The sequence below is a fragment of the Paenimyroides baculatum genome (assembly GCF_008629655.1).
Lineage (GTDB): Bacteria > Bacteroidota > Bacteroidia > Flavobacteriales > Flavobacteriaceae > Flavobacterium > Flavobacterium baculatum.
Window position 1 is genome coordinate 13,216 of the sequence record NZ_VWSG01000002.1, and the last position, 24,899, is coordinate 38,114.

Genomic DNA, 24,899 nt, shown 5'->3' on the forward strand with positions numbered 1-24,899 from the left:
TATTAAATTATCTAAGCGTGTTCGAGTAATAACCTGCTTCATGTTCTAGATAATTATCATAGTAATTGCTTTTTTTAGATTCTAACAAATAAGTTGCTCTCAACGGTATTAAATGAAAATCATAATAAATGTATGAATCTATCTTTTTTAAAGTTTCTTTGTTTTCAAAAATATTTTTTAACGGCTTATGATAGAAACTATTTACAAAAAAGAAATCGTCTGCTTGGTACATATGAATTATTTCATGGGCAATTACTTGATTAAATGAAGACCTCTGTGATAAATACGCTTCATTAAATGTTATATGTCCTGCTGTAGCATACGCATAGTCACTACCAGATGGGTCGTTTCTTCTAAAAATAAATTGACCATAATTTAGAGAAGATTTTGCATCAAATCTAAATCTAGTGAAAGCATCAATAGTATAAATAGCAGAAATTGGCATTACTTTATACTGAACTTTCAACTCATTTTTTGTGTGAAATTCAATTCTATTAAAGCCAATAGTTAAATTCCATTGTTCCCAAAAATATCTGTTATTTGCCGCATTCTCTTTTATAGAATTGCCTGCCGCATTCACAAATTTTGATGTCCAATATAATTTCCAATCTTCTTCTTTCCAAGCGTGTCTAATAATACGTTTGCTTTCAAAAGTAACATATCCTCCCAAAGCTCCCTGCCAAAGCCCTTTTAAAAGAACTTTACCAAATTTTTCTTCAGGTTTTTTATTTATCACAGCACCAATTGCTCCTGTAATTCCACCGAAGCCTACATTATATAGTGCGGCTTCTGTGTCATTTGATTGAGAATAGCTAGAGTTGCAGCAGAAAAGTACAATTAAAAACAATATTTTCTTTTTCATCCTTATAATAAAAATTGTATAAAATTTGAAATATTATAAAAGTACTTATTATACCTTTTCTACATTTTTCATACTGATTAAACTAATCTGGCTAAATATGTTCCTGCAAAAACTCCGACAATTCCTAAAACAATTGAAAGACTTAAATAGGTTGTAAAACTTGTATATTGTTGGGCTTGCAGCATTTTAAACAAATCTAACGAAAAGGTAGAAAAAGTAGTGAATCCGCCACAAAAACCAATTCCTAAAACAACGAATAACTGTTGTTGGTTTGCTGCGTACTTAACAAAAAGAAAGCCTAATAAAAGGCTTCCTAATGTGTTTATTAATAAGGTTGCAACAGGAAATTGCTGATACGTTATGATCTTTCCGATCTCGTATCTGCAAACAGTCCCAATTGCGCCGGCTATCGCCAATCCTAAAATATTCATTATATATTCTGTACTTTTTCTTCGTTCTTATTTCTGGTTGCAAAAAATATTCCTCCAGCTACAATCAACAATGCAATAATTGATGTGATTAACGAAATAGTGCTTCCGGTTTTTACCACTTCGGGTTCAAACGAAAATACTATTTTATGATTTCCAGCAGGGATATTTAAACCACGCAAAGTGTAATTAACTTCAACCATTTCGGCTGGTTTTCCGTCAATTGAAATATTCCATCCTTTCGGATAATAAATTTCAGAGAAAACAGCAAATCCATCTGCTTTATTATTGGTTTGATATTCTAACTTATTTGGCTGGTAATTTGTAAGTTTAATTTGCGCCAGACTATCAGCAGTAAAAGTTGTTTTAGGCACAGTAACCGTATTGTAAACCAACGCCGTTTCTTTTGATTTGAACGATTTCATTGCTGCCATCATTTCATCGGCATTCGCAACTTTTTGAATGTTTCTAACAAACCAGGCATTGCCGTTAGCTTCCGGATTTTGCAACGGAATATCGGCTCCTTCTTCGTTTTTGCCGATGATGTACTTTACATTCAGCATATTTAAAACTTCCAGATTTTGTTGTGAAATCTGATAATCGAACAAATCCTGAACTTTTTTAGGTTTAGCAGCATGGTATCCGCCTAACGAATGATGAAAGAACGAACTGCGCGCACTGCTGAAACCGCCTTGCTGTTCAAAAACGCGGAACTGCGATTTATCTGACAATATCTGCTGATCTGCCGGAGTTTCCTGAAAAGGTCTTTCAACCTGTTGTTTTGAAACAAAATTGTCTTTGTTAACGTAATTGGTATCAATTGCAACTAAATCGACAACGCCTAATAAACCGACAATAATTACAGCTGTTTTTGCATTCAGTTTTTCTTTGTTGTAAGCCCATAAAACCGCCGCAGCTAAAGCAACGAATAATAATGTGCGCAATAAGTCTTTGGTATACATTGCTTTACGGTCGTCAATTAAAGCACTGATAAAACCTGATCCGCCATCTTGAAAAACTTGTGCGTAGTAAGAATCGTTCGATCCTTCAAAATCCATCATTCCTTTTAAAACGAACAATAAAACAAGTATTCCTGCAAAAACAATTCCCGATAGTTTTATTGCTTTGAATTGTTCTTCTTTTGATGCTTTAAAAAATGCCTGTAAACCTAAAATTGCCAATATTGGGAAACATAATTCGGCAATTACCTGGATTGAAGTTATGGCACGGAATTTATTGTAAAGTGGTAAGGTATCAATTAAAAAATCGGTTAAAAAGAAGTTGTGTCCCCATGACAATGCAATAGAAACTGCTGCACCGGCACCTAAATAGTACTTTGCTCTTCTATTATCAACGAAGAAACACAATAGAGCTAAAAATAACACAACTGCTCCAATATATGCAGGCGCTGCAACAATTGGCTGTTTACCCCAATAAGTAGGTGCGTGGTCTGCGAATTGTTGTGCCGGAGCAGGATCGTAATCTTCTGATTGTAAAAAGTTAGAAACGTACTTAAAAGTATTTGAATTTGTGCCAATGTTTTCACCGTTTCCGCCACCTGTAATTCTTGGAACCATTAAATTAAAAGTTTCAAAAATACCATAGCTGTATTCGGTAATGTATTCGTGCGTCATTGCATTTGTTGATTCTTTTGGAGAACCGTCTGGAGCAATGGTTAATTCGCTATCGCTTCGCGTACTGAATTTCGCATATTCTGATGTTGCCATTAAATTGGTCGCATTCAAACCGATTGCTAAAATTCCTGCAACAGCAAAAATTCCGAACATTTTTAATAAAGAGGAAACCTCTTTCTGTTTGATATAATGAACCGAATAATAAATCGTTACAATTACTAAAAATATCAGTAAATAGTACGTCATTTGAAAGTGGTTTGCCGAAATTTCCAGCGCCGCAGCAATCATTGTAAGAATTCCACCTAAGAGATATTTCTTTCTAAAAACCAAATGCACACCTGCTAAAACCAACGGCATATAAGCAATTGCGTGCGCTTTTGCATTGTGTCCTGCTCCTAAAATCACTATTAGATAGGTAGAGAAACCAAACAATAAAGCACCAATAAAAGCTTTTAAAGGTTTTACTTTATACGTTAAAAGCAACAGGTAAAAACCTATGAAATATAAGAAAACGTAATCAGCCGGACGTGGAAGAAAACGGATAACATAATCTAATTCTTTTATGTAGTTATGTGGATATTTTGCACCTAACTGATACGTTGGCATTCCACCAAACGCATTGTTAATCCAATAGGTTTCTTCGTTATTTGTTTGACGAAAATCATTTAATTCTTTAGCCATTCCGGTGTATTGAACAATATCCGACTGAAAGATCTGCTTACCCGAAAGTACCGGATAAAAATAAGCTAAAGCAACAACTACAAAACCCAATATTGCTAAAATATGAGGCACATAGTTTTTAAAATTTTTCATAGTACATAAATTTGATGCTAAATGTACTTATTATTTGGTAAACGGTAAAAAAAAAAGTCTTGCATTGCAAGACTTAATTACTAATCAACTTCTTCAAAGTCGATATATTCTCCAACTTTTTTACGTTCTTTAGGTATTTTGTTTTGTTTTAATTCGCTTTCAAAATCGGGTTGTTGTGTTTGCTGATTATTCTGATTTTGATATGCCTGCTGTTGTTTCTGGAAATTCTCTGATACCTTGCTTACTGCCTTTTTCAATAAAAAAGGTGCTAAAAACTTAAAAGCAAATCTGAATAAGTAGTAAACCAATACTATTATAAAAATTGTTTTAATAAAGCTTTGTAAAGACGCGTGGTCCATTTTTAATTGTTTTTAAGATAATGTTCAAATATATTTATTTTTAAATAAACGAATTCTTATAGAAATCTTAAAAATTATTATTTTGATTTATTAATCTCCATTTGTTTTTTCCATCGATCGTAACCACCTACTAATTGCGTTACATTTTTAAAACCAATTTCTCTTAATTTTGCAATAGCCTCTCTGCTTCGTTCTCCACCTTGACAAAATACTATTATTTCTTTCTCTCGTGGTAACGTTTCGAATGATCTTCTAAACTGATCATTATGAATATCTATGTTTAATGCACCAATAATAGAACCTTCTTTGTACTCATCAGCAGTTCTTACATCAATCAACAGAGGCTGATTCTCAATCTTTTTTGCTAATGCATCAGCTTCAATTTCTTGTGCATTTACAGACAATCCGCTTAATAAAATACCAAATAATAAAATGATTTTTTTCATAGTTATATCCTTTTAAAATTAATTATATTTACTTTTTTACTTTACAAAATCTTCTAAATAACAAAAACGTTCTGTTAACTTACCGTTTTCGCAAATTGTTCCTCTTTCTAAAATTTGATCTTTGTCATTATTGAAAAATGCAGGAATAATATGTTCTATAAACATTTCACCAAAACCTTCGCTTGCATCTTTAGGTAATTCGCAAGGTAAATTATCAACCGCCATAACAACAATTGCTGCCGGATGGTCTACAGGTACTTCTTTATTTTCGCGCGGATAATATCCGTAAATAGGATCGGCAATTGTAGACACACGAATAGTGCTGTCTATTGGTCCGTCAATATCACAAGAAACATCAGCCACAACTTTTATAGTATTGTTTGCATGGTTTAACATTTCTTTTGTTAATATTTTTGGAGATCCGTCTTTATAAAAATGTCCAGCAATAAAAATATCAGCAACTTGAGAAAACTTTTCAAAATCGCTTTCGTAAGCTGAAGCATTCTTTTTAAAATCTTCAAAAGATCCTTCGGTGCCATCAATTTTTCTGTAATAATCTTCTACATCAATATGCACATACACAGGTTCATCAAATTCTTTCGTCAAAAATTTTTCAATAGAAACCTCTTTCATTTTCATTCCGTCCAAAATTTCTTTTGCACCAAAACCAACTTTACCTTTGCCGGTTAAAACAACTTTGATAGGTGGTAGGTAAGCTCTGTTTAAACGTTCAATTAAATCGTTTTGTGATTTTAATTCTTCGGCTTTTTTAAGATTAAATAATTCAAATTTAATTCCAAAGGCTCTAAAAGCGTTGTAAGCACCTACAATTCCGGCATATCTGCCAAAACCAATCAAACGTGTGCCGTTTTTGTCAACCAACGTTTCGTGATCTATTAATCGTATATTTTTCTGTAAACAAGCTTGTAGCAGCTTTTTATTATATTGCTGTTTTTTAATGGTATGCGAAAAAAAGAAATAAGTTTTGTTAGGGATTAACTGATCTACAGGAACTTCTTTAACTCCAAAAAGCACATCGCAATCGGTTAAATCATTACTTACTTCGAAACCTAATTCTTGGTATTCTTCATCTTTAAATACTCTTATCGGCGAACTTTCTACTTTAAATGTGGCGGTTGGATACGTGTTTTTTACTGATAATAATTCTTGTGGAGAAAAAACAACGCGTTTGTCTGGTGGAGTTTTACCTTCGCGGATAATTCCGAATTTCATATATCTTTACTTTTAGGTTTAGCGAATATATAAAAAATAAAGGAGACATAAAAAAAGATGTTCGGTTGAACATCTTTAATCACAGCTTACACTTTGGTAAACCTTTTCTTCTTCTTTAATTTGGCCGTCACAATTTCCATCTAAACTGCCAATGTATCTTAATTGAGGCTTTTCTTCAGTTCCAATATTTTCAAACACTTCGCAGTGGCAGGTGTCTGATGATTCGCAACTTGCTAAAAAGGCAATTCCCAATATTGTTAGTAGCTTCTTCATAATTTTTAGCTTTTAAGTTATTAGATATAAATCAAAAATTAAACCAAACTTTTAAATTCTTGCTTTAATCTGTTTTTTGCCAAATCGGTAACCGAATTTATCTCCTTATTTTGTAATAATTTTCTTTGTAAAGTTTCGGCATCTGTAACTTCTTCCAATAAACTTGTTTTTAGAATTTGTTGTATAATTGTTTGTTTTGCAGTAGCAATTAACGCCCATGCTTCTTCTGAAACATATAATTGCTGTGAAATATTAAAATCGTATTCCTGATCGATGTTCTGAATTAAAAACGATGCGTAATCTTGCTTTAAAGTTGATATTGGCGCAACACGAACAACCAATTTTTGCAAATCTATACGTTCCATTAAAATAATCAAACGTTCGTAAGCCTGAACAATTTGCGGGGTAGATTTACGTAGAACTTCTTGAATTTGAGGTTCACTATAAGGTTGTTGCATACGTTCTTTCAATAATCTTCGAGCTTCTCTTTCTTGCGCAATCGATTTTCGATTAAAAACGTAAAATAACAGGACAACTACTACTAAACCTAATAATATAAGTAACGACTCTTTCCAGTCAACCGTAAAATTTGAAAACATTTTATAACTTTTAAAAAACAAATATAAACCTAAAATAATATTATTTGCTACTTATTTTAAGTAGTAGTAACTTTGTTTTTTTCTGAAAATAATTATATGCAAAATTATATCGATCAATTAAACGATGCGCAACGTGAACCTGTTTTACAAAAAAACGGACCAATGATTATTATTGCTGGTGCGGGCTCTGGTAAAACACGTGTTTTAACTTTACGTATAGCTTATTTGATGCACCTTGGCGTTGATGCTTTTAACATTTTGTCGTTGACTTTTACCAACAAAGCAGCTAAAGAAATGAAAGAACGTATCTCGAAAATTGTTGGTTCTGCCGAAGCCAAAAATTTATGGATGGGAACTTTTCACTCGGTTTTTGCAAGAATTCTTCGTGCCGAAGCCGATAAATTGGGTTATCCGTCAAATTTCACGATTTATGATTCGCAAGATTCTCAACGTTTGATCGGACAAATTATCAAAGAAATGCAGTTAGATAAGGATATTTACAAGCCTAAAGATGTTTTAAGCAGAATATCTAACTACAAAAATAATATGGTTACCGTTAAAGCGTATTTTAATAATCCGGAATTGATGGAAGCCGATGCCATGGCAAAAAAACCGCGTGTTGGCGATTTGTATCAGGCGTATGTTGAAAGATGTTTTAAGGCTGGTGCAATGGATTTTGACGATTTATTGTTGAAAACCAACGAGCTTTTGATTCGTTTTCCCGAAGTTTTGTTGAAATATCAAGATCGTTTCAGATATATTATGGTTGATGAGTATCAGGATACCAACAATTCGCAATACTTAATTGTAAAAGCATTGGCAGATCGTTTTCAGAATATTTGTGTGGTTGGCGACGATGCACAGTCAATTTACGCGTTTCGTGGAGCCAATATCAACAATATTTTCAATTTTCAGAAAGATTTTGATGATGTTAAGGTATATCGTTTGGAACAGAATTATCGATCATCAAAAAATATTGTTGAAGCTGCCAATACCATTATCGACAAAAATAAAACCAAGCTTGATAAATTGGTTTGGACAGCAAATGCCGATGGAGCTAAAATTAAAATTCATAGATCGATAACCGATGCTGAAGAGGGCAGGTTTGTAGCATCGACCATTTTTGAAGAAAAAATGACGCATCAAATGAACAATGGCGATTTTGCTATTTTGTACCGTACCAATGCGCAATCGCGTGCTATGGAAGATGCCTTGCGTAAAAAGGATATTCCGTACCGTATTTATGGTGGTTTATCGTTCTATCAGCGTAAAGAAATTAAAGATGTTTTGGGATACTTACGTTTGCTTGTAAACCCGAAAGATGAAGAGGCTTTAGTGCGTGTAATTAACTATCCGGCGCGTGGAATTGGTAACACAACGGTAGAAAAATTAAACATTGCCGCCAACCATTACAAACGAAGTATTTTTGAAGTGATGGAACATATCGATAAAATCGATCTGAAATTAACATCGGGAACCAAAAGTAAAATAAGCGATTTTGTTACCATGATTAAGAATTTTCAGGTAATAAATGAAAATAACGATGCGTACTATTTAACCGATTATGTGGTTAAAAAAACCGGTTTGGTTCAGGAATTAAAAAAAGATGGAACGCCCGAAGGTATTACTCGTTTAGATAATATTGAAGAACTTTTAAACGGTATAAAAGATTTCACTGAAGGTCAGGTTGAAGTTGATGGTGCTCGTGGAAGTTTAGCTGAATTCCTTGAAGATGTTGCTTTGGCAAGCGATTTAGATAATGATAAAGGCGATGACGACCGTGTAGCTTTAATGACCATTCACTTGGCAAAAGGATTGGAATTTCCTACAGTTTTTGTGGTTGGTATGGAAGAAGATTTGTTTCCAAGTGCCATGAGTGTGAATTCGCGTGCAGATTTGGAAGAAGAACGCCGTTTGTTTTACGTCGCCTTAACGCGTGCCGAACATAAAGCGTATTTAACGTATGCTCAAAGTAGATATCGTTGGGGAAAATTAAGCGATTGTGATCCATCGCGATTTATTCAAGAGATCGATCCGCAGTATTTGGAATTTCTTTCGGCTCCCGAAGCCAATTACAGATATAAATCATCAATCAACGAAGATATTTTTGGCGATGTTGATAAATCTAAATTGCGATTGAACAAACCTACAGCGGGAGTTCCGCCGAAATGGGTTCGAGAAAATGAAGATCCAAAACCTAATAATGACATTAGAAGATTGAAGGATATGAGTAAGATTTCGCCTTCAAGTTCCTCATCAAACGAAAATTCTTCGTTACAAGAAGGACAAATTATTATGCACGAACGTTTTGGTAAAGGAAAAATTCTTAACTTAGAAGGAGCAGGAGCAGACAAAAAAGCCGAAATTCATTTTGATGTTGGTGGAATTAAAAAGTTGCTCTTGCGTTTTGCAAAACTTAATATACTGGAATAATGGCAAAATTTATAAAGATATATCCTGATAATCCTAATGAAAAGGAAATTCAGAAAGTAGTAAAAATATTAAAAGATGGTGGTTTGGTTATTTATCCAACCGATACTGTTTACGGTTTAGGCTGCGATATTACAAATACCAAAGCTTTAGAACGTATTGCAAAAATCAAAGGAATTAAGCTGGAAAAGGCAAATTTCTCTTTTGTTTGTAACGATTTAAGCAATATTTCTGATTACGTTAAAAGTTTAGATACATCGTCGTTTAAAATTTTAAAACGAGCATTGCCTGGTCCATACACCTTTATTTTAGAAGGAAACAACAATTTACCTAAAGAATTTAAAAAGAAAAAAACTGTCGGAATTCGTGTGCCCGATAACAGCATTGCATTAGAATTGGTTAAACAATTGGGAAATCCTATCGTTTCAACATCTATTTATGATGATGATGAATTAATTGAATACACAACCGATCCTGAATTGATTTTTGAAAAATGGCAGAATAAAGTCGATGTGGTGATTGACGGTGGCTATGGCGATAACACGGCATCAACTATTATTGATTTAACCGGAAACGAACCTGAAGTAATCCGTGAAGGAAAAGGAAGTATTGATATATTTTAAAACAAAAACCAGCTTAATAAGCTGGTTTTATTATGAATTTTTCAATTGTATCTCGAATAATTTCAGCATGATCAAATGCTAAAGCTGGTAGTTCTTCGATTGAAAACCACTTAACCGCTTTGGCATCATCTTTTGCTTTTGCTTCAGCCAAACTGTCAATTTCTCCCATAAAAGCGACAGATATGGTATGATGACGAGGATCTCTGTTTGGATTTCCGTATGCTTTTATTTGTTTTACCTGAAAAAGCTGAATATCGGTTTCTTCAAAAAGTTCACGCTTTGCAGCAGTTTCCAACTCTTCATTTTTATCAACAAAACCACCAGGTAAAGCCCAATAATCCTTAAAAGGATCATTTAATCGCTGAATTAATAAAATTTCGTAGCTGCTGTTCATCTTTCTAAACAAAACAACATCAACTGTTACAAATATTTTTGGGGTATAGTTCATTTATAAAATATCAATTTGAATTAACGCCAATAAAATTACACTAATCACAGCTAAAACAATGCCTGCAACAGCATTATTTGTAAGTTTTTCTTTAAAATAAAATTTACCTATTAAACTGCCACCTATAATAACACCTAAATTCATGGTGATGAACACAAGGGTAGGGCTATCGGAGAATATTTTGTGGGCTTTCATGTAGAAATAGATATTTGAAAAGTTTAGTATTCCTAATATCAATCCATAGAAAATAAATTTTTTCTGAATTTTTCCTTTGCTTAAAAACAGATACAATCCACTTACAATTGCACAAAAAATAAATACCAAAAATAAAGCTGCTATATAAGGTATGTTTTTGTTTGTAGCTAATATTTTAAATAAAGTATCAACCGTACCATATCCAATAAAGACTGCAATTAGGTGTAAGGTGTTGAAATTTTCATCTTTTGTGGATTTTTTATACAATAAAAGTACAATACTTATAAAAGCTAATGCAATTGCTGTAAATTTTGACCATGTAAATAGTTCTTGAAACAACCAAAAGCTTAAAATTACAGGTATTATTAATGATAATCGCTGGAAAATATCTGTTTTAGCTAATCCGGATTTATTGAGAGATTTATTCAGAAAATAAAAAATACTGGGCATTAAAATTCCTAATGACAATGTTATGTAAGAAACTGAATTGCTTAATGTTTCTAGATTTATTGCTTCATTAAACAACGAATAACAAACAATTATTGCTACGGTATAATTTACAAATACTATTACAAATAGGTTTTTTATTTCTTTGATTTTTAAATACTTAATAAAAAAACCAACTAATAGAGAGGATATTAAACTTAATACTAAAGCGTACATATTTAAATTGAATTATGGTCTGTTTTAAAATAATGTTAATTCTATTTTACATAATATACATTATAATTCAATATAATAACATAATAAAATAGAATGAGAAATTTTTAATATTCAACAAATATCACTAATTTTGCGCTGTTTATAAAAAATAAATAAGTGGAAAATTCAAACGCACAAAAAATTATCAAAGCATTACAAGCCGAAGTAATTTCAAATGGTATAGTTGCTACATCTGTAGTTCCTGAATTAAAAAAGCTTAGAGAATTTGCTTTACTTGAGGAAAAACCTGTTCTAGTTAAAGCATTACGTTTAGCTTATGAACATATTGAAGAAAAGAATGATTTCTTGGTTAACATCCCTTCAGATGAGCCAATTGAAGAAGATTCTGAAATCAGTAATGAAAACTCTTCAACAGAAAGTTTTACTTATTTTATGTCGTTAATGTTGGATTTGGAGAACAAACACAACTTGGCAGACTTAAAAGAATACAACCAACAATTTCAACAACTTTAATCATGTTAATTTTTTTTAGATTAATAGCTGCTTTAGAAGGCATTTCGTATATCGCATTGTTTTACAATATGTTATATAACAAACCGAATAATCCAGAATTATACCAACAATTATTATATCCAATTGGAATGATTCATGGCATACTTTTTGTTTTGTACTTTATACTGGCTATTTATCTAAAATTTGAATATAATTGGTCTATGAAAAAGTTAGGATTGGTCCTATTAGCTTCCCTCCTTCCTTTTGGAACATTCTATTCAGACTATAAATGGTTAAAAAATTAAAAAAATTTTTGTTTTTAGTTAAAATACATTACTTTTACCGAAAATTATAAATTCAAATAATCTATAATTACTAATAATTTAAAAAAAAGTTTTATGAAAAAAATAACTTTGCCTTTAATTGCTGCAGTATTAGGTTTCTCTAATATGAACGCGCAAGAAGGATTACCTTACAACAAATGGTCTATTGACATTAATGGTGGTTTAACAAAACCTTCTTCTCCAATGACTCCTGGTTACACTGGTGATACTTTCTTTGGTTTAGTTCATGCTGATGCTGGTGTTCGTTATATGTTTAACAACAAATTCGGTATTAAAGCTGATTTCGGTTATGACTACATGAAAAGTGGTGAAGATTCTAACTACTTTAGAACTACTCATTACAGAGCAAGCTTACAAGGGGTTGCAAATTTAGGTCGTATCATGAATTTCGAAGAGTGGACTAAAACTTTTGGTTTATTAGCTCATGGTGGTGCTGGATACTCTTGGATGGAACCAGGAAAAGATTTAGTAACTAACATGTACGATAAAGACCAAATGGGTCACGTTCTTTTAGGATTAACTGGTCAAGTAAAATTAGGTAACCGTGTTGCTTTAAATGCTGACTTCACAATGGTTAACACAATCCGTCAGAACTATACATTCGATGGTAATTCAATGATTGATGCTAACGACAGAGGATTCAACGGTACATTCTACAATGCTACTTTAGGTTTATCTTTCTACTTAGGGAAAAACGAACAACATGCTGACTGGTATGCTAACGATGGTTTAACAAACAGAGTTGAATCTTTAGAAAACCGTGTAACAGATATCGAAAACAAAATGATCGATTCTGATAACGATGGTGTTGCTGATTATTTAGATTTAGAGCCTAATACTCCAGCAGGAAACATGGTTGATACTAAAGGTCGTTCTATTGACTTAAACAAAAACGGTATTCCAGATTCTTACGAAGATTATTTCGATTCAAGATATGCTAAAAAAGGTGATACTTTCTCTTCTGCTGATTCAAACACAGCTCAAGATTTAATCAACCAAGGTTATGTAGCAGTTTATTTTGATTTCGATAAATCAGCTCCTAAAAACGCAGAAGCAACTAACTTCTTAGTTACTTACTTACGTTCTAATCCAAACGCTACTGTTGAAGTTAATGGTTTTGCTGACTCAGTTGGTAACCCATCTTACAACCAACGTTTGTCTGAAAAACGTGCTAAAAACGTAGCTAAAATTTTAGAACAAGCTGGAATCTCTAGCTCTAGAATTAAAACTACTGCTAACGGTGAAGATACTTCATTCGACGGTACTAACAAGACTACTTCTAAATTTGCTAGAAGAGTAACTTTCAAAGTAAAGTAATCAATACTTTAATATATTAAGAAAAGAGAGGTTTATGCCTCTCTTTTTTTATTCCTATATTTGTAAAAACTCTGTACAATAATGAAATTTGAAGTAGTATCAGAATATAAACCAATGGGCGATCAGCCTGCAGCAATAAAAAGTCTTTCAAACGGAATAAAAAACAATGAGCAGTTTCAAACTTTGCTTGGTGTTACCGGTTCTGGGAAAACTTTTACAGTTGCGAATGTGATTCAAGAAGTACAAAAACCTACTTTGGTTTTGGCTCATAATAAAACGTTGGCAGCACAATTGTATTCAGAATTCAAGCAGTTTTTCCCCAACAATGCTGTGGAATATTTTGTTTCGTACTATGATTATTATCAACCAGAAGCTTATCTGCCAGTAACGGGAACCTACATTGAAAAAGATCTTTCTATAAACGAAGATTTAGAAAAAATGCGTTTAAGTACCACATCTTCTCTACTTTCTGGTCGAAGAGATGTGTTGGTTGTAGCATCAGTTTCTTGTTTATATGGTATTGGAAATCCTACTGAATTTCAAAAAAATGTGGTTACAATTGAGCAAGATCAGGTTATTTCACGTACAAAGTTTCTTCAGCAATTAGTTCAATCATTATATTCAAGAACCGAAGCAGAGTTTTCGCATGGAACTTTTAGAATTAAAGGCGATACTGTGGAAGTTTTCCCTAGTTATGCTGATGATCCTTTCCGTGTTCACTTTTTTGGTGATGAAATTGAAACCATTGAATCTTTTGATCCGGCTACATCTAAAGTTATTGAAAAATATACGTTATTAAGCATCTACCCTGCCAATATGTTTGTTACATCGCCCGATGTTTTACAAAATGCAATTTGGGCAATTCAGCAGGATATGGTTAAACAAGTTGATTATTTTAAATCGATCGGTAAACATTTAGAAGCAAAACGTTTAGAAGAACGCACGAATTTTGATTTAGAAATGATCCGCGAATTAGGATATTGTTCGGGTATCGAGAATTATTCAAGATATTTGGATGGTCGTGAACCGGGAACGCGTCCTTTCTGTTTGATAGATTATTTTCCGAAAGATTTTTTAATGATAATTGATGAAAGTCACGTTACCGTTTCACAAGTTCATGCCATGTACGGTGGTGACCGTTCGCGTAAGGAAAACTTGGTTGAATATGGTTTTAGATTACCTGCTGCGATGGACAATCGACCTTTAAAATTTGAAGAATTCGAATTACTGCAAAATCAAGTGGTTTATGTATCAGCAACACCGGCAGATTATGAATTACAAAAGTCAGAAGGAATTTATGTAGAACAGGTAATTCGTCCTACAAGTTTGTTAGATCCGATTATTGAAGTACGCCCGAGTCAGAATCAAATTGATGATTTAGTAGAAGAAATACACAAACGTGTAGAAGTTGACGAACGTGTTTTGGTTACTACCCTGACAAAGCGAATGGCAGAAGAATTGGCAAAACACTTTACAAAAATCGGAATTCGATGCAGATATATACACTCTGATGTTGATACTTTAGAACGTATTGAAATTATGCAGGATCTTCGTAAAGGTATGTTTGATGTATTGATTGGTGTTAACCTTTTACGTGAAGGGCTTGATTTACCGGAAGTTTCATTGGTTGCTATTTTAGATGCTGACAAGGAAGGTTTTTTACGCAGTTCACGATCTTTAACGCAAACTGTTGGTAGAGCTGCACGTAATATTAACGGTAGAGCCATAATGTATGCCGATAAAATTACCGTTAGTATGCAGCGTACAATGGATGAAACAGTTTACCGACGCAACAAACAGATCGCGTACAATAAAGAACATGGATTAAAACCAAAAGCTTTAAACAAGAAAATTGAGAAATCTTTTACTGATAAATTTAAATCATACGATCAAACAGAAACAAATTTAAAAACCGTTGCCGAAGAAAATGTTGTTTACAGATCTACAAAAGATATCGATAAAGTGATAAAAGAAAAGCGTAAAGAAATGGAAAATGCCGCTAAAAATTTAGATTTTATACAGGCAGCAAGGCTTCGTGACGAGATTCAAGAATTAACAAATAAAAAAACAAACCTATAAGTATTTTTTTATATTTTTAACCAAAATATACTTAAAACATGAAAAACTTAAAATTATTGTTGTTTACTGTAACACTTGCAGGTACTTTATCGCTGCAAAGTTGTTTTTACAATTATCATGATGATGACGATTTTCCGTCAACACCACAATATTCGCAATATACACCGGTAATCATGTCGCGCGAGCAAATGGTCAATTCAATAAAAATGTCTGAACCAAAAAGCATGAAAAAAGCAGGGAAAATATATGTGAAAGATTCTTATATTTTTATTACTGATGAAAACAAAGGTTTTCATATTTATGATAATTCCAACCCGAATGCTCCACAGTTAACTGGATTTTTAGAAGTACCAGGCGCAACAGACATGGCAATTAAAAACAATACAATCTATATCAATCAGGCGGTTGATTTGGTTGCTGTTAGTTTAAATAATAACCAAGTTACCGTTCAAAAGCGAATTGCAAATACATTCCCGCAAAAAATAAGTCCTGATGGATTTAATCATTACGCTGGCGAAAATCAAATTATTGTTGACTGGAAATAATTAGTTATGAAAAAGAAGTTTTTAAAATTTAGTATAGTACTTGCAGCATGTTTTTCATTAACATTTTGTGGTAGCGATAATTCTTCAGATACAGGTGGGCCAAACTCTGAAGGATCTGGTAAAGGTGGATCAATGGCAGTTTTTGCTATTAAAGGAAATTACTTATACACAGTAGATAATCAAGATTTACATGTATTTCAAATATCAAACACAAACGATCCTGTAAAAGTGAACGATGTAACCATTGGGCGAGATATTGAAACTATTTATTCTTTGGGTGATTTAATGTTTATGGGATCTAGAAACGGAATGTTTATTTATGATGTTTCAAACCCCGAAAACCCTAAATATCTGTCGCAGGCAGAACATTTTACAGCATGTGATCCGGTAGTTGCAAATGAAGGTTATGCCTATGTTACACTACATTCTAACACAGGTTGTGGAAATAATTTGAATACGTTAATGGTTTATGATATTGCCGATGTTAAAAATCCGCAGCTTATTCACCAAAGAAATTTAACCTATCCTCGTGGATTGGCAATTCATGAGAATTATCTGATTATTTGTGATGATGAATTAAAGATTTTTGACGCCACAAATCCTGCAGAACCAGTATTGGTAAAATCTGTAAATCATAAATTTAAAGATGTTGTAATTTATAACGACATTATGTATGCTTTTGGCGAACAAAAAGTCACGCAGTTTAAATGGAATGCAGCTGATTTTCCAAACACACTAACAGCAATTAGCGATATAACTTATTAAGCTTTCTTTTAAGAAAGCTTTTTTCTTGTATCTTTGATAAAACTTAAGAAATATGATGACCAATAACGATATATTAAAAAAATTAAGAGTTGCTTTACAGTTAAGAGACGATCAAATTCTGGACATTTTAGAATTGGTTGATTTTAGAATTTCTAAAGGAGAAATAGGAAATTTTTTTAGAACCGAAGATCACCCAAAATATGTAGAATGTCAGGATCAGATTTTACGTAACTTTTTGAATGGTTTGGTAATTTATTTACGTGGAACTAAAGAAAATCCTAAAAACCCTAAAGAAGTTTTAGCAGGAATTTCATCTTCCAAAATACCTTTAACAGAAAAACCAAAGGTTGAAGATAAACCTAAAGCGCCATATACACCTAAAAAGCCTACTGCTGTAAAACCTGCTTTTAAAGGTAAAAGTAATACAACAGCAAAAAGTAATACTACTCCTACAAAAAAAGATATTTTAGGAAACGTTAGATTTAATAACGGTAAGCCAAAAAAGAAAAACGATTAATAAGATCGTTTTTCTTTTTTAATTATTTTTCAGCCAATTTTTAATAATCTTTTTTCCTTGCGGTGTTAAAACAGATTCGGGGTGAAATTGAACACCGCGAATATCGTATTCTTTATGTTTTAATGCCATAATATTTCCTAATTCATCAATTGCGGTAACTGTGATTTCGCTTGATAGATTACTTTTACTTACACACCACGAATGATAATGACCTACAAAAATATCGTTTTGTAATTCATTCCATAAAAAATCGTCTTCTATGATTTCAAGTTTGGTTGAAATTCCGTGTAAAGGTTGATCCAAATTTACAAGGGAACATCCAAAATATTCGGCAATTGCCTGATGTCCCAAACAAACGCCCAAAATACTTTTCTTATCCTTATAAAAATCAATTACATCTAACAAAAGCCCGGCTTCTTTTGGAATTCCCGGACCTGGCGACAAAACAATTTTATCGAAATTTTGCAACTGTTCCAAGTAAAACTCATCGTTTAAAAAAACGGATACTTCTACTCCATCAAAACTTTCCAGATAATGAATAATGTTATGTACAAATGAATCGTAATTGTTGATTACTGCAATTTTCATTCGACAAAAATACACTAAAATTTGTTTTCTACTTCGGCAGCTTCCAACAATAAATAGTGCATATCGGTATTTTTCATAAAAGGTTTATGCAGATGATTTCCCGGACCAAACATGGCAACTTCTACATAGTCTGCCGAGTGATCCATAGAAATCCATCCAACCGAATTGTATTTTTTCTGAATTTCGGCAAAAGCACTAAAAGGCAAATGTTTGTAGTTGTACAATCCGTCATCGCCCTTTTTTAATCCGTTGTAATATGATGTTATGGTTTTAGTTTCCTCATCGTTCAATTCCACATTTATCGAACTTTTAATAAACTCCTTAATCTGACTTTCTGACTGGTTATTTTTTATATTGTTTAAAATATATTCGTTCGTAAAATTATATTTCGCCAAACTATCAAAATGCTCGTTTGCATATTTACCGTAAATCATGCCGGGGTTAGCATTTCCGTGATCCGTAGTAATTACAACCAAGGTGTTTTTGTCTTGTTCGGCAAATTTCATAGCAACAGCAATGGCTTCATCAAACTGCAATTGTTCGTGTATCAGTGCCGAAACATCGTTTGCGTGTGCCGCCCAATCAACCTTTCCTGATTCTACCTGTAGCACAAATCCTTCTCTATGATCTTTCATTTGATTGATCGCAATCTCTGTCATTTCCGCCAAAGTCGGAATAGAATTCGTCAATTCCGCAGATTGCTTTCTGTCAATTTGATACGGAAGTGCATCAAAATCAAAAACACCCAATATTTTTTTAGATTTATCAATATTTTTTAAATCTGATTTGATTTTTGCGACCACATAATTTTGCTGTGCAAAAGCAGTGAACATATCTTTTTTATCTTTTCTGTGTTCAGCAGAAAAATATTTTTGTCCGCCACCTAACAAAACATCATAACCAATACGTAAATATTCTTCAGCAATTGCCGATTGATCGTTTCTACTTTTCATTGCAACCGTAAAGCCTGCAGGAGTTGCGTGCGTAATAGGAACCGTTGTAACACAGCCTGCTTTTTTACCTTTTGCTTTGAATTTTTGCCAAATAGGCATATTTTCTTCGCCAGACGGACTAATATTCAACGAACCGTTATTCACACGTGCGCCACCGCCCCAAGAAGAACTTGCAGCAGCAGAATCGGTAACGATTGATGAAGCCGAAGCCATATCCATTATTCCGCGAGAAACTTTGTTATCAATATAAAGTTGCAGCCAGTTATTGTTTTTGCCAAATATGCGGTTAGAATACATATTTGCAAGGTTCAGCGTTCCAGAACTCATTCCGTCGCTTACCATAAAAATAATGTTTTTAGCTTTTTTACTGGTTGAATTTAATGATATATCGTTGTTTCCTGCAAAAGTATTGATTGGATTGACTAATGTAGATCCCAATGCAGCCAAGCTTCCTAATTTAAAAAAACTTCTTCTTCTCATTTTTGAAATATTTTATACAAAAATAGGCAAACTATACGTTTGCCTAATCTATACATATTAAATAAATGTTACTTAATCTTTAGTCAAAATTAACCGCAATCTGGTTTTGAAGCAGATCTGCCATTGTTTCACGCTTTCTAATTAAATGAACAGCATCGTTGTAAACCAAAACTTCTGCTGGTTTAAAGCGCGAATTGTAGTTAGATGTCATTGAGAAACAGTAAGCTCCTGCATTGTGGAAACACAGAATATCGCCTTCACTAATTTCTGCAATTTTACGATTGCTTGCAAAAGTATCGGTTTCACAAATGTACCCTACAACCGAATAAAAACGCTGTTTTCCATCGGCATTTGAAATATTTGTGATATGATGATACGAATTGTAAAACATTGGACGTATTAAATGGTTAAAACCAGAATCAACACCAGCAAAAACAGTTGATGTTGTTTGCTTAACCACGTTTACTTTAGCTAAAAAATAACCAGCTTGTGAAACTAAAAACTTACCAGGTTCAAAAACCAAAGTCAAATTTTTACCATAATCTTTACAAAATTCATTGAAACGAACCGTTAATTTCTCGCCTAATTCTTCAATATCAGTTTCTAAATCTCCGTCTTTGTAAGGAACTTTAAAACCACTTCCGAAATCAATAAAATCAAGGTTTTTGAATTGTTTAGCTGTTTCAAACAAAATTTCAGACGCATATAAAAACACTTCAATATCTAAAATATCAGAACCTGTATGCATGTGAATTCCGTTAACTTTCATTTTAGTATTTTCGATAATTCTTAAAATATGTGGTGTTTGATGAACTGAAATTCCGAATTTACTATCGATATGACCAACTGAAATATTGCTGTTTCCACCTGCCATTACATGCGGATTGATACGTACACAAACCGGAATATTCGGATGTTTTGCACCAAACTGTTCTAAAATCGAAAGATTGTCAATATTAATGTGAACACCTAATTTTACTGCTTCTTCAATTTCTTCTAACGAAACACCATTCGGTGTAAACATGATATCATCTGGAGAAAAACCTGCTTCTAATCCTAATAAAACTTCCTGTATAGATACGGTGTCTAACCCACTGCCCTTCTTCTTCAACAACTTTAAAACGGAAATGTTGGTTAATGCTTTAGCCGCATAATTGATTTTTAATTTTTTTACCTGTTTAAACGCGTCTTGTAAACGTTGAAATTGATTTTCAATTGTGTTACCGTCATAAACATACACCGGACAGCCATATTGCTGTGCAATGTTTAATAATAAATTTGTATCCATTTTTTTTAAATTGTTGTTGAAGATGCAAATTTATAATTATTAACGAAAAACGGCGTTTTTTAGAAATATTATTTAAAAATTAATGTAAGATTTATTTTAATTGAAAAATCTGCAACTATTTATGGTTTTACAGATTTTAAAAAGTTTAGTACTTTTGCTTCGTTATAACCTTTACCTTCTTCTAAACTTCCACTTTCTTGAACTTTTAAAACTTTACCGTTGCTGTTTAGAATAATAAAGAACGGATAACCCAATTTATCGCCATTTGGAGCATATTTTTTAAATACTGATTCATTTTTGTTTTCTTTAGAAAAATTTAAATGATAGTATAAAAAATTGCTGTTCAGCTCTTTTTTTACTTTAGTATTTGTTTTAATGAAATCGTTAAAGAGTAAGCACCAACTGCACCAGTTTCCACCAGCTTGTAGAATAACATTTTTCTTTTCTTTTTTAGCTTGTTTTACTAAAGCATCAATTTTTTGTTGGGCATTATCGTTTGGATTGTATGGTTTTTCTAATGCTTTTTTTTCGGAAACTGTATTGTTTGTTTGGGCTGTTACATCAATTGAATTAAAAAGAAATCCGATAAAAAGAAAGGAAAATATATAGTTTTTCATTGTTTAATAATTTTGATCTAAATTACTAATTATTTTTAAATGAAATCACTTACTAATCCATTCTTTAAACGCCTGAACCTTTTCTCTGCTTACAATAATTTCTTCTTCTTTATAATTATTCAAGGTGATTTTTAAGCGTGAATTGCTGTAAATACTTATTTCTTTTATCGCTTTTAGGTTGATGATGAATTGACGGTTCACTCTAAAAAAATATTCTGTATTCATTTCTTTTTCAATAGTTTCCATACTATCATCTAAACTAAAAGATCTATTCTCAACCGTTGTTAAAAAACTACTTTTAAAGGCACTGTAAAAACATTCAATATCGTTAACATCGATAATTTTTATGATGTTTCCGGTTTTAACAACAAATCGCTTTTTAAAATTACTGCTGTAAACATTGTTTAAACTTTGCTGATTAAAAATATTTTTATTCTGGAACGATAAAAACTTTTCAATAGCTGCTTTTAGTTCATTTTCATCAATTGGTTTCAGCAAATAATCAATACTATTCAACTTAAACGCCTTTAAGGCATATTCATCATAAGCAGTTGTGAAGATAACCGAACTTTTAATTTCTACCTGTTCAAAAATTTCAAACGATAAACCGTCAGACAATTGAATATCGACCAAAACCAAATCTGGATGTTCGTTTGATAAAAACCATTCGATACTTTCTGTTACCGACGATAACACGGCAATAACTTCACAATTCAAGTTTTCAACCTTACGTTTTAACAAGCGCGCAGCCGGTTTTTCGTCTTCAATAATTATAATTTTCATTACTGTTTATTTTTAAAAGCATTTCGTTCTTCGTCCATATACTGCTTAATTTTTCGATTTTCCCAATCTTTATTCAAAAACGGAATAAAATTAAAGGTGTTAGCTGCATGTGAAAACAAGCCTATTCCCCAGCCTATTAACGGAAATAAAAACCAATAATTACCATCATTATTTATTAAAGTAATGATTATAAAAAAGGAATTTACACAAATATAAACGATTAAATGTACGTAGAATTCCTTTACTTTTTTAACACGTTTTTTTGCTTTTAAAAGCTCTAACTGATTATAATTTTCCATGATTTCTGTTTTTATTAATTTGTTTGTTAATCATTTTGTTTTCCCAATTCTTCAAGAAATTTATCGTTTTTATTCCGTTTATAAAAAGTGCAAAAAGCATAAATAAAACTATTGCTAACGACCATTTATAGTGCGGTAAATAGAAAAAGTTTAATACAATGGCTAAAGGAATTACAATTACAGCGGCAAAAACGGTTACATAAAATTCTTTTAACTGATACATTTTATCATAAGCATTGTTGAAAATTTCTTCTGTGAACTGATCTTCCTGAAAAGTATATAACGATTCGCCTGAAATTAGCGGAAGTTTTACAATATAATGCTTATCAGTTTGTTGGATATTGATTTCTAAATTGGAAACCAAATTGTAACGCTGAATAATATTTTGCAAGCCAATTCCGGTAGATTTTTCAAAAGTCTGCTTTTTTTGATAAGAATTTTGAACAACAAGATAATTTTCTTCTTTAAAAATATCAATCCGTAATGGTTTTTGGTCTGATATAATATTGTGTTTAATGGTATTTTCTAACAAGAGCTGTAAACTTAAAGGGACAATTCTAAAATCGTTAATATCGATATCTGTTTGAAAATTGATGATAATGGCATCTTCAAATCGCATTTTTAAAAGAGAAACGTACAACTTTGCAAAGTTCAGCTCTTCTTCAACCGAAATTAAATTTTTATCTTTCTGATCTAAAACATAGCGGTAAATCTTTGAAAGTGCTACGGTAAATTCCTGTGCTTTTTTTGGATTTTCTTCAATTAATGAACTTAAAACATTCAAGGAATTAAACAAAAAATGCGGATCTAACTGATTTTTCAAAGTTTCAAACGAAGCAGTTGCTTTTACGGCAATATCTTTTTGCTGGGTAACTTCAATCTTTTCTTTTCTACGAATCAATAAAACAATATATACTGTTGTTGAAATGGTCATTGAAAACCACAACATAAACGTTGAATTATTCTTTACAAACGTAAATGCTTCGGCAACAGAATTGTTTACAATTACTAAATATCCTAAAAACTCTAACAACAAAACAACTACAGCGGTAAGAATGTTTACTAAAATTCCACCTACCACAAAATTTTCTAAACTTTTCTTCCGTTTTAAATAATAGTCGGACAATACCAACGTATTTGCAAGGTAAATTCCAAATGTGTAGGTGAACACATTTAAAAACTGCTTTAAATAACCAAGGCTGTTAAATTGTTTAGTGTATTCAAAATTAATTGCTAAAACAATAACGTAGCATATGACTAATATTATTGAAAACTGTTTTAGGTGTCTTAAAAAATCTTTCATAATTTAAATTTTTACGGTTTTCATTTTTCTTGTCCAAAATATAATATAAGGTATTCCCAACAACGTAGGTAACAACCAAACAACCAGATTACTAATGCTTAAACCTGCTACAATAAAGGCGGTTACCGATGTTATAAATGCGCCAACCATTCTGCCAACATGGCTTACAATTGCTACTTTATTATTTGTTGCAAACTCTTTAAAAGCTTTAAAATCGCGATACGTCATAAGCAAACCAATACTGCCGAAAAAGAAATAAAGTGTCCATAAATTGTTATCTTTCAGTAAGCAGATCGTTCCAAAAATCATCATTAAAACGGCAATAGCAAACATAATGTACGAAATGCTTTTATCAAGGGCGTCGGCTTTGCTTTTAATCGAAACTTTTAACGTCAACGCTCTGTTTCCTGCCAAAACCATGTAAATTGTAAAAATTCCTATTAAAAAAAGAAACATATTTTCATGACCTGGAAAGCTTGCTACAATTAATGACAGCAAACTGCTAGTTATCATACCAACCGAAAATATCTTTCCCCACAGCTTGTGTACTTTTCCGCCTTTGCGAACTAAAATACTTATAACACCTGCTATTAAACCTAATCCGCCAAAAAAAGCGTGAATGTAAATAAGTGTTTTTATAAAATCTTCCATTGTTGTTTTTAATTATTAAGTCAAAAGTAATGCAAGATTATTCACGTAAAAACTAAAAGTCGCCGAACTGTCGATTTTACCTTCCCAACCGTAAATTTTACCTTCATAAACAAAAAAAAGAAAAATTAAAACCCAAAAAAAATCAATATTAAATAGTAAATTTGCTATCAAATATAATAATCATGGTTTACAAATTTCGCGTTATTTTAGATGCTGAAGATGATGTTTTAAGAGACATTGCCATTAAAGATACAGATACTTTAGAAGATTTGCACAACACTATTATCAATGCTTTCGGGTTTGATGGTACGGAAGGTGGATCGTTCTTTTTGTGCGATGACAATTGGGAACAACAAGATGAAATTATGTTGTTTGATATGGGCGATGTTCCGGGTGAACACAAAATAATGAGCGATTTTAAACTGAACGATCTGTTGTATGAAGATCAAACCAAAATTCTTTATATCTATGATCCGTTTGTAAATTGGACGTTCTTTGTAGAATTGGCTGCGATTGAAAGTGAAGACGATTCGGAAGAAAAAGAATTGCCTGCACTGCTTTTTGCACATGGAATTTTACCAGAAGATGCACCTGTTAAAAATTTTGATGATCCGATTTCGAAAGATGATATCTACGGAGATTTTGATGATGATTACGATGAAGAAGATTTTGATATGTTTGACGGCGATGAAGGTTTTAGCGAATATGATTATGATGATAACAATTACTAAATAAGAGTTGTCATTCTGAATGAAACAAAGTGAAATGAAGAATCTCATCAATCAGATTCCTCCTCTGTCAATCACGACAAATAATAACATAAAAATTAATTAAAAGAAAGCCAAACGGTTTTCTTTTTTTACCTATAAACA

28 protein-coding genes are annotated in these 24,899 nt (G+C 32.3%); 10 read left to right on the forward strand and 18 right to left on the reverse strand.

Going from position 1 to position 24,899, the window contains the following annotated elements:
* Positions 1-7: 7 nt before the first annotated feature.
* The 8 genes from F0460_RS02505 to F0460_RS02540 form a co-directional block, all read right to left on the reverse strand.
* On the reverse strand, positions 8-862 hold the full coding sequence (locus F0460_RS02505; RefSeq protein ID WP_150009955.1) for a hypothetical protein: 855 nt from the start codon (positions 860-862) through the stop codon (positions 8-10).
* A 77-nt stretch (positions 863-939) separates the two neighbouring features.
* Positions 940-1,293, reverse strand: a complete 354-nt coding sequence (locus F0460_RS02510) for a fluoride efflux transporter FluC (protein ID WP_150009957.1) — start codon at positions 1,291-1,293, stop codon at positions 940-942.
* Positions 1,293-3,737: an LPXTG cell wall anchor domain-containing protein gene (locus F0460_RS02515; protein WP_150009959.1), complete on the reverse strand. Its 2,445-nt coding sequence runs from the start codon at positions 3,735-3,737 to the stop codon at positions 1,293-1,295. Before F0460_RS02515 ends, F0460_RS02510 begins: the two co-directional genes overlap by 1 nt.
* A gap of 80 nt (positions 3,738-3,817) precedes the next feature.
* Entirely contained in the window at positions 3,818-4,096 is a 279-nt protein-coding gene (locus F0460_RS02520) for a DUF4834 family protein (RefSeq protein ID WP_150009961.1), read from the reverse strand.
* 77 nt (positions 4,097-4,173) lie between these two features.
* Positions 4,174-4,542 (reverse strand): rhodanese-like domain-containing protein, encoded by a 369-nt coding sequence (locus F0460_RS02525; protein ID WP_150009963.1) that lies wholly within the window; start codon positions 4,540-4,542, stop codon positions 4,174-4,176.
* Positions 4,543-4,578: 36 nt separating this feature from the next.
* Positions 4,579-5,775 carry an NAD(P)-dependent oxidoreductase gene (locus tag F0460_RS02530; protein WP_150009965.1) on the reverse strand — a complete coding sequence of 399 codons (1,197 nt, stop codon included), beginning with the start codon at positions 5,773-5,775 and terminating at the stop codon, positions 4,579-4,581.
* Between the two features lie 75 nt (positions 5,776-5,850).
* A complete protein-coding gene (locus F0460_RS02535; protein WP_150009967.1) occupies positions 5,851-6,048 on the reverse strand; it encodes a hypothetical protein in 198 nt (65 codons plus the stop codon).
* 38 nt (positions 6,049-6,086) lie between these two features.
* A complete protein-coding gene (locus F0460_RS02540; protein ID WP_150009969.1) occupies positions 6,087-6,647 on the reverse strand; it encodes a DUF7935 family protein in 561 nt (186 codons plus the stop codon).
* A 96-nt stretch (positions 6,648-6,743) separates the two neighbouring features.
* Here F0460_RS02540 and F0460_RS02545 point away from each other — a divergent pair, with 96 nt between their 5' ends.
* Both F0460_RS02545 and F0460_RS02550 read left to right on the forward strand, forming a co-directional pair.
* On the forward strand, positions 6,744-9,080 hold the full coding sequence (locus F0460_RS02545) for an ATP-dependent helicase (protein WP_150009971.1): 2,337 nt from the start codon (positions 6,744-6,746) through the stop codon (positions 9,078-9,080).
* The gene (locus F0460_RS02550) at positions 9,080-9,700 is read left to right on the forward strand and encodes an L-threonylcarbamoyladenylate synthase (RefSeq protein ID WP_150009973.1); all 621 of its coding nucleotides are present in this window, start codon (positions 9,080-9,082) and stop codon (positions 9,698-9,700) included. Before F0460_RS02545 ends, F0460_RS02550 begins: the two co-directional genes overlap by 1 nt.
* Positions 9,701-9,713: 13 nt before the next feature.
* Here the strand turns inward: F0460_RS02550 and F0460_RS02555 are convergent, their stop codons facing one another.
* Positions 9,714-10,148, reverse strand: a complete 435-nt coding sequence (locus tag F0460_RS02555; RefSeq protein ID WP_150009975.1) for an NUDIX domain-containing protein — start codon at positions 10,146-10,148, stop codon at positions 9,714-9,716.
* Positions 10,149-11,006, reverse strand: coding sequence for an EamA family transporter (locus F0460_RS02560; protein ID WP_150009977.1), 858 nt, complete (start codon positions 11,004-11,006; stop codon positions 10,149-10,151).
* Between the two features lie 156 nt (positions 11,007-11,162).
* Here F0460_RS02560 and F0460_RS02565 point away from each other — a divergent pair, with 156 nt between their 5' ends.
* The 7 genes from F0460_RS02565 to F0460_RS02595 all read left to right on the forward strand — a co-directional run bounded on the left by F0460_RS02565 (position 11,163) and on the right by F0460_RS02595 (position 17,065).
* Positions 11,163-11,519, forward strand: a complete 357-nt coding sequence (locus F0460_RS02565) for a hypothetical protein (RefSeq protein ID WP_150009979.1) — start codon at positions 11,163-11,165, stop codon at positions 11,517-11,519.
* A 2-nt stretch (positions 11,520-11,521) separates the two neighbouring features.
* Positions 11,522-11,803, forward strand: a complete 282-nt coding sequence (locus F0460_RS02570) for a DUF3817 domain-containing protein (protein WP_150009981.1) — start codon at positions 11,522-11,524, stop codon at positions 11,801-11,803.
* A gap of 93 nt (positions 11,804-11,896) precedes the next feature.
* Positions 11,897-13,159 (forward strand): OmpA family protein, encoded by a 1,263-nt coding sequence (locus F0460_RS02575; RefSeq protein WP_150009983.1) that lies wholly within the window; start codon positions 11,897-11,899, stop codon positions 13,157-13,159.
* 81 nt (positions 13,160-13,240) lie between these two features.
* On the forward strand, positions 13,241-15,238 hold the full coding sequence (uvrB, locus tag F0460_RS02580) for an excinuclease ABC subunit UvrB (protein ID WP_150009985.1): 1,998 nt from the start codon (positions 13,241-13,243) through the stop codon (positions 15,236-15,238).
* A 38-nt stretch (positions 15,239-15,276) separates the two neighbouring features.
* The gene (locus tag F0460_RS02585; RefSeq protein ID WP_150009987.1) at positions 15,277-15,783 is read left to right on the forward strand and encodes a hypothetical protein; all 507 of its coding nucleotides are present in this window, start codon (positions 15,277-15,279) and stop codon (positions 15,781-15,783) included.
* Positions 15,784-15,789: 6 nt separating this feature from the next.
* A complete protein-coding gene (locus F0460_RS02590; protein WP_150009989.1) occupies positions 15,790-16,548 on the forward strand; it encodes an LVIVD repeat-containing protein in 759 nt (252 codons plus the stop codon).
* Between the two features lie 55 nt (positions 16,549-16,603).
* Positions 16,604-17,065, forward strand: a complete 462-nt coding sequence (locus tag F0460_RS02595; RefSeq protein ID WP_150010659.1) for a DUF1456 family protein — start codon at positions 16,604-16,606, stop codon at positions 17,063-17,065.
* Positions 17,066-17,083: 18 nt separating this feature from the next.
* Here F0460_RS02595 and F0460_RS02600 read toward each other — a convergent pair whose 3' ends face one another.
* From F0460_RS02600 to F0460_RS02635, 8 genes are all read right to left on the reverse strand, one after another.
* Positions 17,084-17,653 carry an anthranilate synthase component II gene (locus F0460_RS02600; protein ID WP_150009991.1) on the reverse strand — a complete coding sequence of 190 codons (570 nt, stop codon included), beginning with the start codon at positions 17,651-17,653 and terminating at the stop codon, positions 17,084-17,086.
* A gap of 14 nt (positions 17,654-17,667) precedes the next feature.
* Positions 17,668-19,086, reverse strand: a complete 1,419-nt coding sequence (locus F0460_RS02605) for an alkaline phosphatase (RefSeq protein ID WP_150009993.1) — start codon at positions 19,084-19,086, stop codon at positions 17,668-17,670.
* Between the two features lie 79 nt (positions 19,087-19,165).
* On the reverse strand, positions 19,166-20,374 hold the full coding sequence (gene lysA, locus F0460_RS02610; RefSeq protein WP_150009995.1) for a diaminopimelate decarboxylase: 1,209 nt from the start codon (positions 20,372-20,374) through the stop codon (positions 19,166-19,168).
* Positions 20,375-20,493: 119 nt separating this feature from the next.
* The gene (locus tag F0460_RS02615; protein WP_150009997.1) at positions 20,494-20,991 is read right to left on the reverse strand and encodes a thioredoxin family protein; all 498 of its coding nucleotides are present in this window, start codon (positions 20,989-20,991) and stop codon (positions 20,494-20,496) included.
* Between the two features lie 45 nt (positions 20,992-21,036).
* Positions 21,037-21,774: a LytR/AlgR family response regulator transcription factor gene (locus F0460_RS02620; RefSeq protein WP_150009999.1), complete on the reverse strand. Its 738-nt coding sequence runs from the start codon at positions 21,772-21,774 to the stop codon at positions 21,037-21,039.
* On the reverse strand, positions 21,774-22,073 hold the full coding sequence (locus F0460_RS02625; RefSeq protein WP_150010001.1) for a 2TM domain-containing protein: 300 nt from the start codon (positions 22,071-22,073) through the stop codon (positions 21,774-21,776). Before F0460_RS02625 ends, F0460_RS02620 begins: the two co-directional genes overlap by 1 nt.
* Positions 22,060-23,376 (reverse strand): histidine kinase, encoded by a 1,317-nt coding sequence (locus tag F0460_RS02630; RefSeq protein ID WP_150010003.1) that lies wholly within the window; start codon positions 23,374-23,376, stop codon positions 22,060-22,062. The genes F0460_RS02625 and F0460_RS02630 overlap by 14 nt, the downstream gene beginning before the upstream one ends.
* A 3-nt stretch (positions 23,377-23,379) precedes the next feature.
* Positions 23,380-24,027: a DUF2306 domain-containing protein gene (locus F0460_RS02635; RefSeq protein WP_150010004.1), complete on the reverse strand. Its 648-nt coding sequence runs from the start codon at positions 24,025-24,027 to the stop codon at positions 23,380-23,382.
* 182 nt (positions 24,028-24,209) lie between these two features.
* Between F0460_RS02635 and F0460_RS02640 the strand changes: the two genes are divergently transcribed.
* Positions 24,210-24,758 carry an IS1096 element passenger TnpR family protein gene (locus F0460_RS02640; RefSeq protein WP_150010006.1) on the forward strand — a complete coding sequence of 183 codons (549 nt, stop codon included), beginning with the start codon at positions 24,210-24,212 and terminating at the stop codon, positions 24,756-24,758.
* The last annotated feature ends 141 nt before the right edge of the window (positions 24,759-24,899 follow it).

Excerpts from the sequence above, each read along its gene's own strand:
- F0460_RS02595 (WP_150010659.1), top strand. The coding sequence starts at position 16,604 with ATGACCAATAACGATATATTAAAAAAATTAAGAGTTGCTTTACAGTTA.
- F0460_RS02515 (WP_150009959.1), bottom strand. The coding sequence starts at position 3,737 with ATGAAAAATTTTAAAAACTATGTGCCTCATATTTTAGCAATATTGGGT.
- F0460_RS02520 (WP_150009961.1), bottom strand. The coding sequence starts at position 4,096 with ATGGACCACGCGTCTTTACAAAGCTTTATTAAAACAATTTTTATAATA.
- F0460_RS02585 (WP_150009987.1), top strand. The coding sequence starts at position 15,277 with ATGAAAAACTTAAAATTATTGTTGTTTACTGTAACACTTGCAGGTACT.
- F0460_RS02640 (WP_150010006.1), top strand. The coding sequence starts at position 24,210 with ATGGTTTACAAATTTCGCGTTATTTTAGATGCTGAAGATGATGTTTTA.
- F0460_RS02560 (WP_150009977.1), bottom strand. The coding sequence starts at position 11,006 with ATGTACGCTTTAGTATTAAGTTTAATATCCTCTCTATTAGTTGGTTTT.
- F0460_RS02635 (WP_150010004.1), bottom strand. The coding sequence starts at position 24,027 with ATGGAAGATTTTATAAAAACACTTATTTACATTCACGCTTTTTTTGGC.
- lysA (WP_150009995.1), bottom strand. The coding sequence starts at position 20,374 with ATGGATACAAATTTATTATTAAACATTGCACAGCAATATGGCTGTCCG.
- F0460_RS02630 (WP_150010003.1), bottom strand. The coding sequence starts at position 23,376 with ATGAAAGATTTTTTAAGACACCTAAAACAGTTTTCAATAATATTAGTC.
- F0460_RS02570 (WP_150009981.1), top strand. The coding sequence starts at position 11,522 with ATGTTAATTTTTTTTAGATTAATAGCTGCTTTAGAAGGCATTTCGTAT.
- F0460_RS02510 (WP_150009957.1), bottom strand. The coding sequence starts at position 1,293 with ATGAATATTTTAGGATTGGCGATAGCCGGCGCAATTGGGACTGTTTGC.
- F0460_RS02555 (WP_150009975.1), bottom strand. The coding sequence starts at position 10,148 with ATGAACTATACCCCAAAAATATTTGTAACAGTTGATGTTGTTTTGTTT.
- F0460_RS02545 (WP_150009971.1), top strand. The coding sequence starts at position 6,744 with ATGCAAAATTATATCGATCAATTAAACGATGCGCAACGTGAACCTGTT.
- F0460_RS02605 (WP_150009993.1), bottom strand. The coding sequence starts at position 19,086 with ATGAGAAGAAGAAGTTTTTTTAAATTAGGAAGCTTGGCTGCATTGGGA.
- F0460_RS02505 (WP_150009955.1), bottom strand. The coding sequence starts at position 862 with ATGAAAAAGAAAATATTGTTTTTAATTGTACTTTTCTGCTGCAACTCT.
- F0460_RS02535 (WP_150009967.1), bottom strand. The coding sequence starts at position 6,048 with ATGAAGAAGCTACTAACAATATTGGGAATTGCCTTTTTAGCAAGTTGC.
- F0460_RS02620 (WP_150009999.1), bottom strand. The coding sequence starts at position 21,774 with ATGAAAATTATAATTATTGAAGACGAAAAACCGGCTGCGCGCTTGTTA.
- F0460_RS02540 (WP_150009969.1), bottom strand. The coding sequence starts at position 6,647 with ATGTTTTCAAATTTTACGGTTGACTGGAAAGAGTCGTTACTTATATTA.
- F0460_RS02600 (WP_150009991.1), bottom strand. The coding sequence starts at position 17,653 with ATGAAAATTGCAGTAATCAACAATTACGATTCATTTGTACATAACATT.
- F0460_RS02575 (WP_150009983.1), top strand. The coding sequence starts at position 11,897 with ATGAAAAAAATAACTTTGCCTTTAATTGCTGCAGTATTAGGTTTCTCT.
- F0460_RS02625 (WP_150010001.1), bottom strand. The coding sequence starts at position 22,073 with ATGGAAAATTATAATCAGTTAGAGCTTTTAAAAGCAAAAAAACGTGTT.
- F0460_RS02525 (WP_150009963.1), bottom strand. The coding sequence starts at position 4,542 with ATGAAAAAAATCATTTTATTATTTGGTATTTTATTAAGCGGATTGTCT.
- F0460_RS02530 (WP_150009965.1), bottom strand. The coding sequence starts at position 5,775 with ATGAAATTCGGAATTATCCGCGAAGGTAAAACTCCACCAGACAAACGC.
- F0460_RS02615 (WP_150009997.1), bottom strand. The coding sequence starts at position 20,991 with ATGAAAAACTATATATTTTCCTTTCTTTTTATCGGATTTCTTTTTAAT.
- F0460_RS02550 (WP_150009973.1), top strand. The coding sequence starts at position 9,080 with ATGGCAAAATTTATAAAGATATATCCTGATAATCCTAATGAAAAGGAA.
- uvrB (WP_150009985.1), top strand. The coding sequence starts at position 13,241 with ATGAAATTTGAAGTAGTATCAGAATATAAACCAATGGGCGATCAGCCT.
- F0460_RS02590 (WP_150009989.1), top strand. The coding sequence starts at position 15,790 with ATGAAAAAGAAGTTTTTAAAATTTAGTATAGTACTTGCAGCATGTTTT.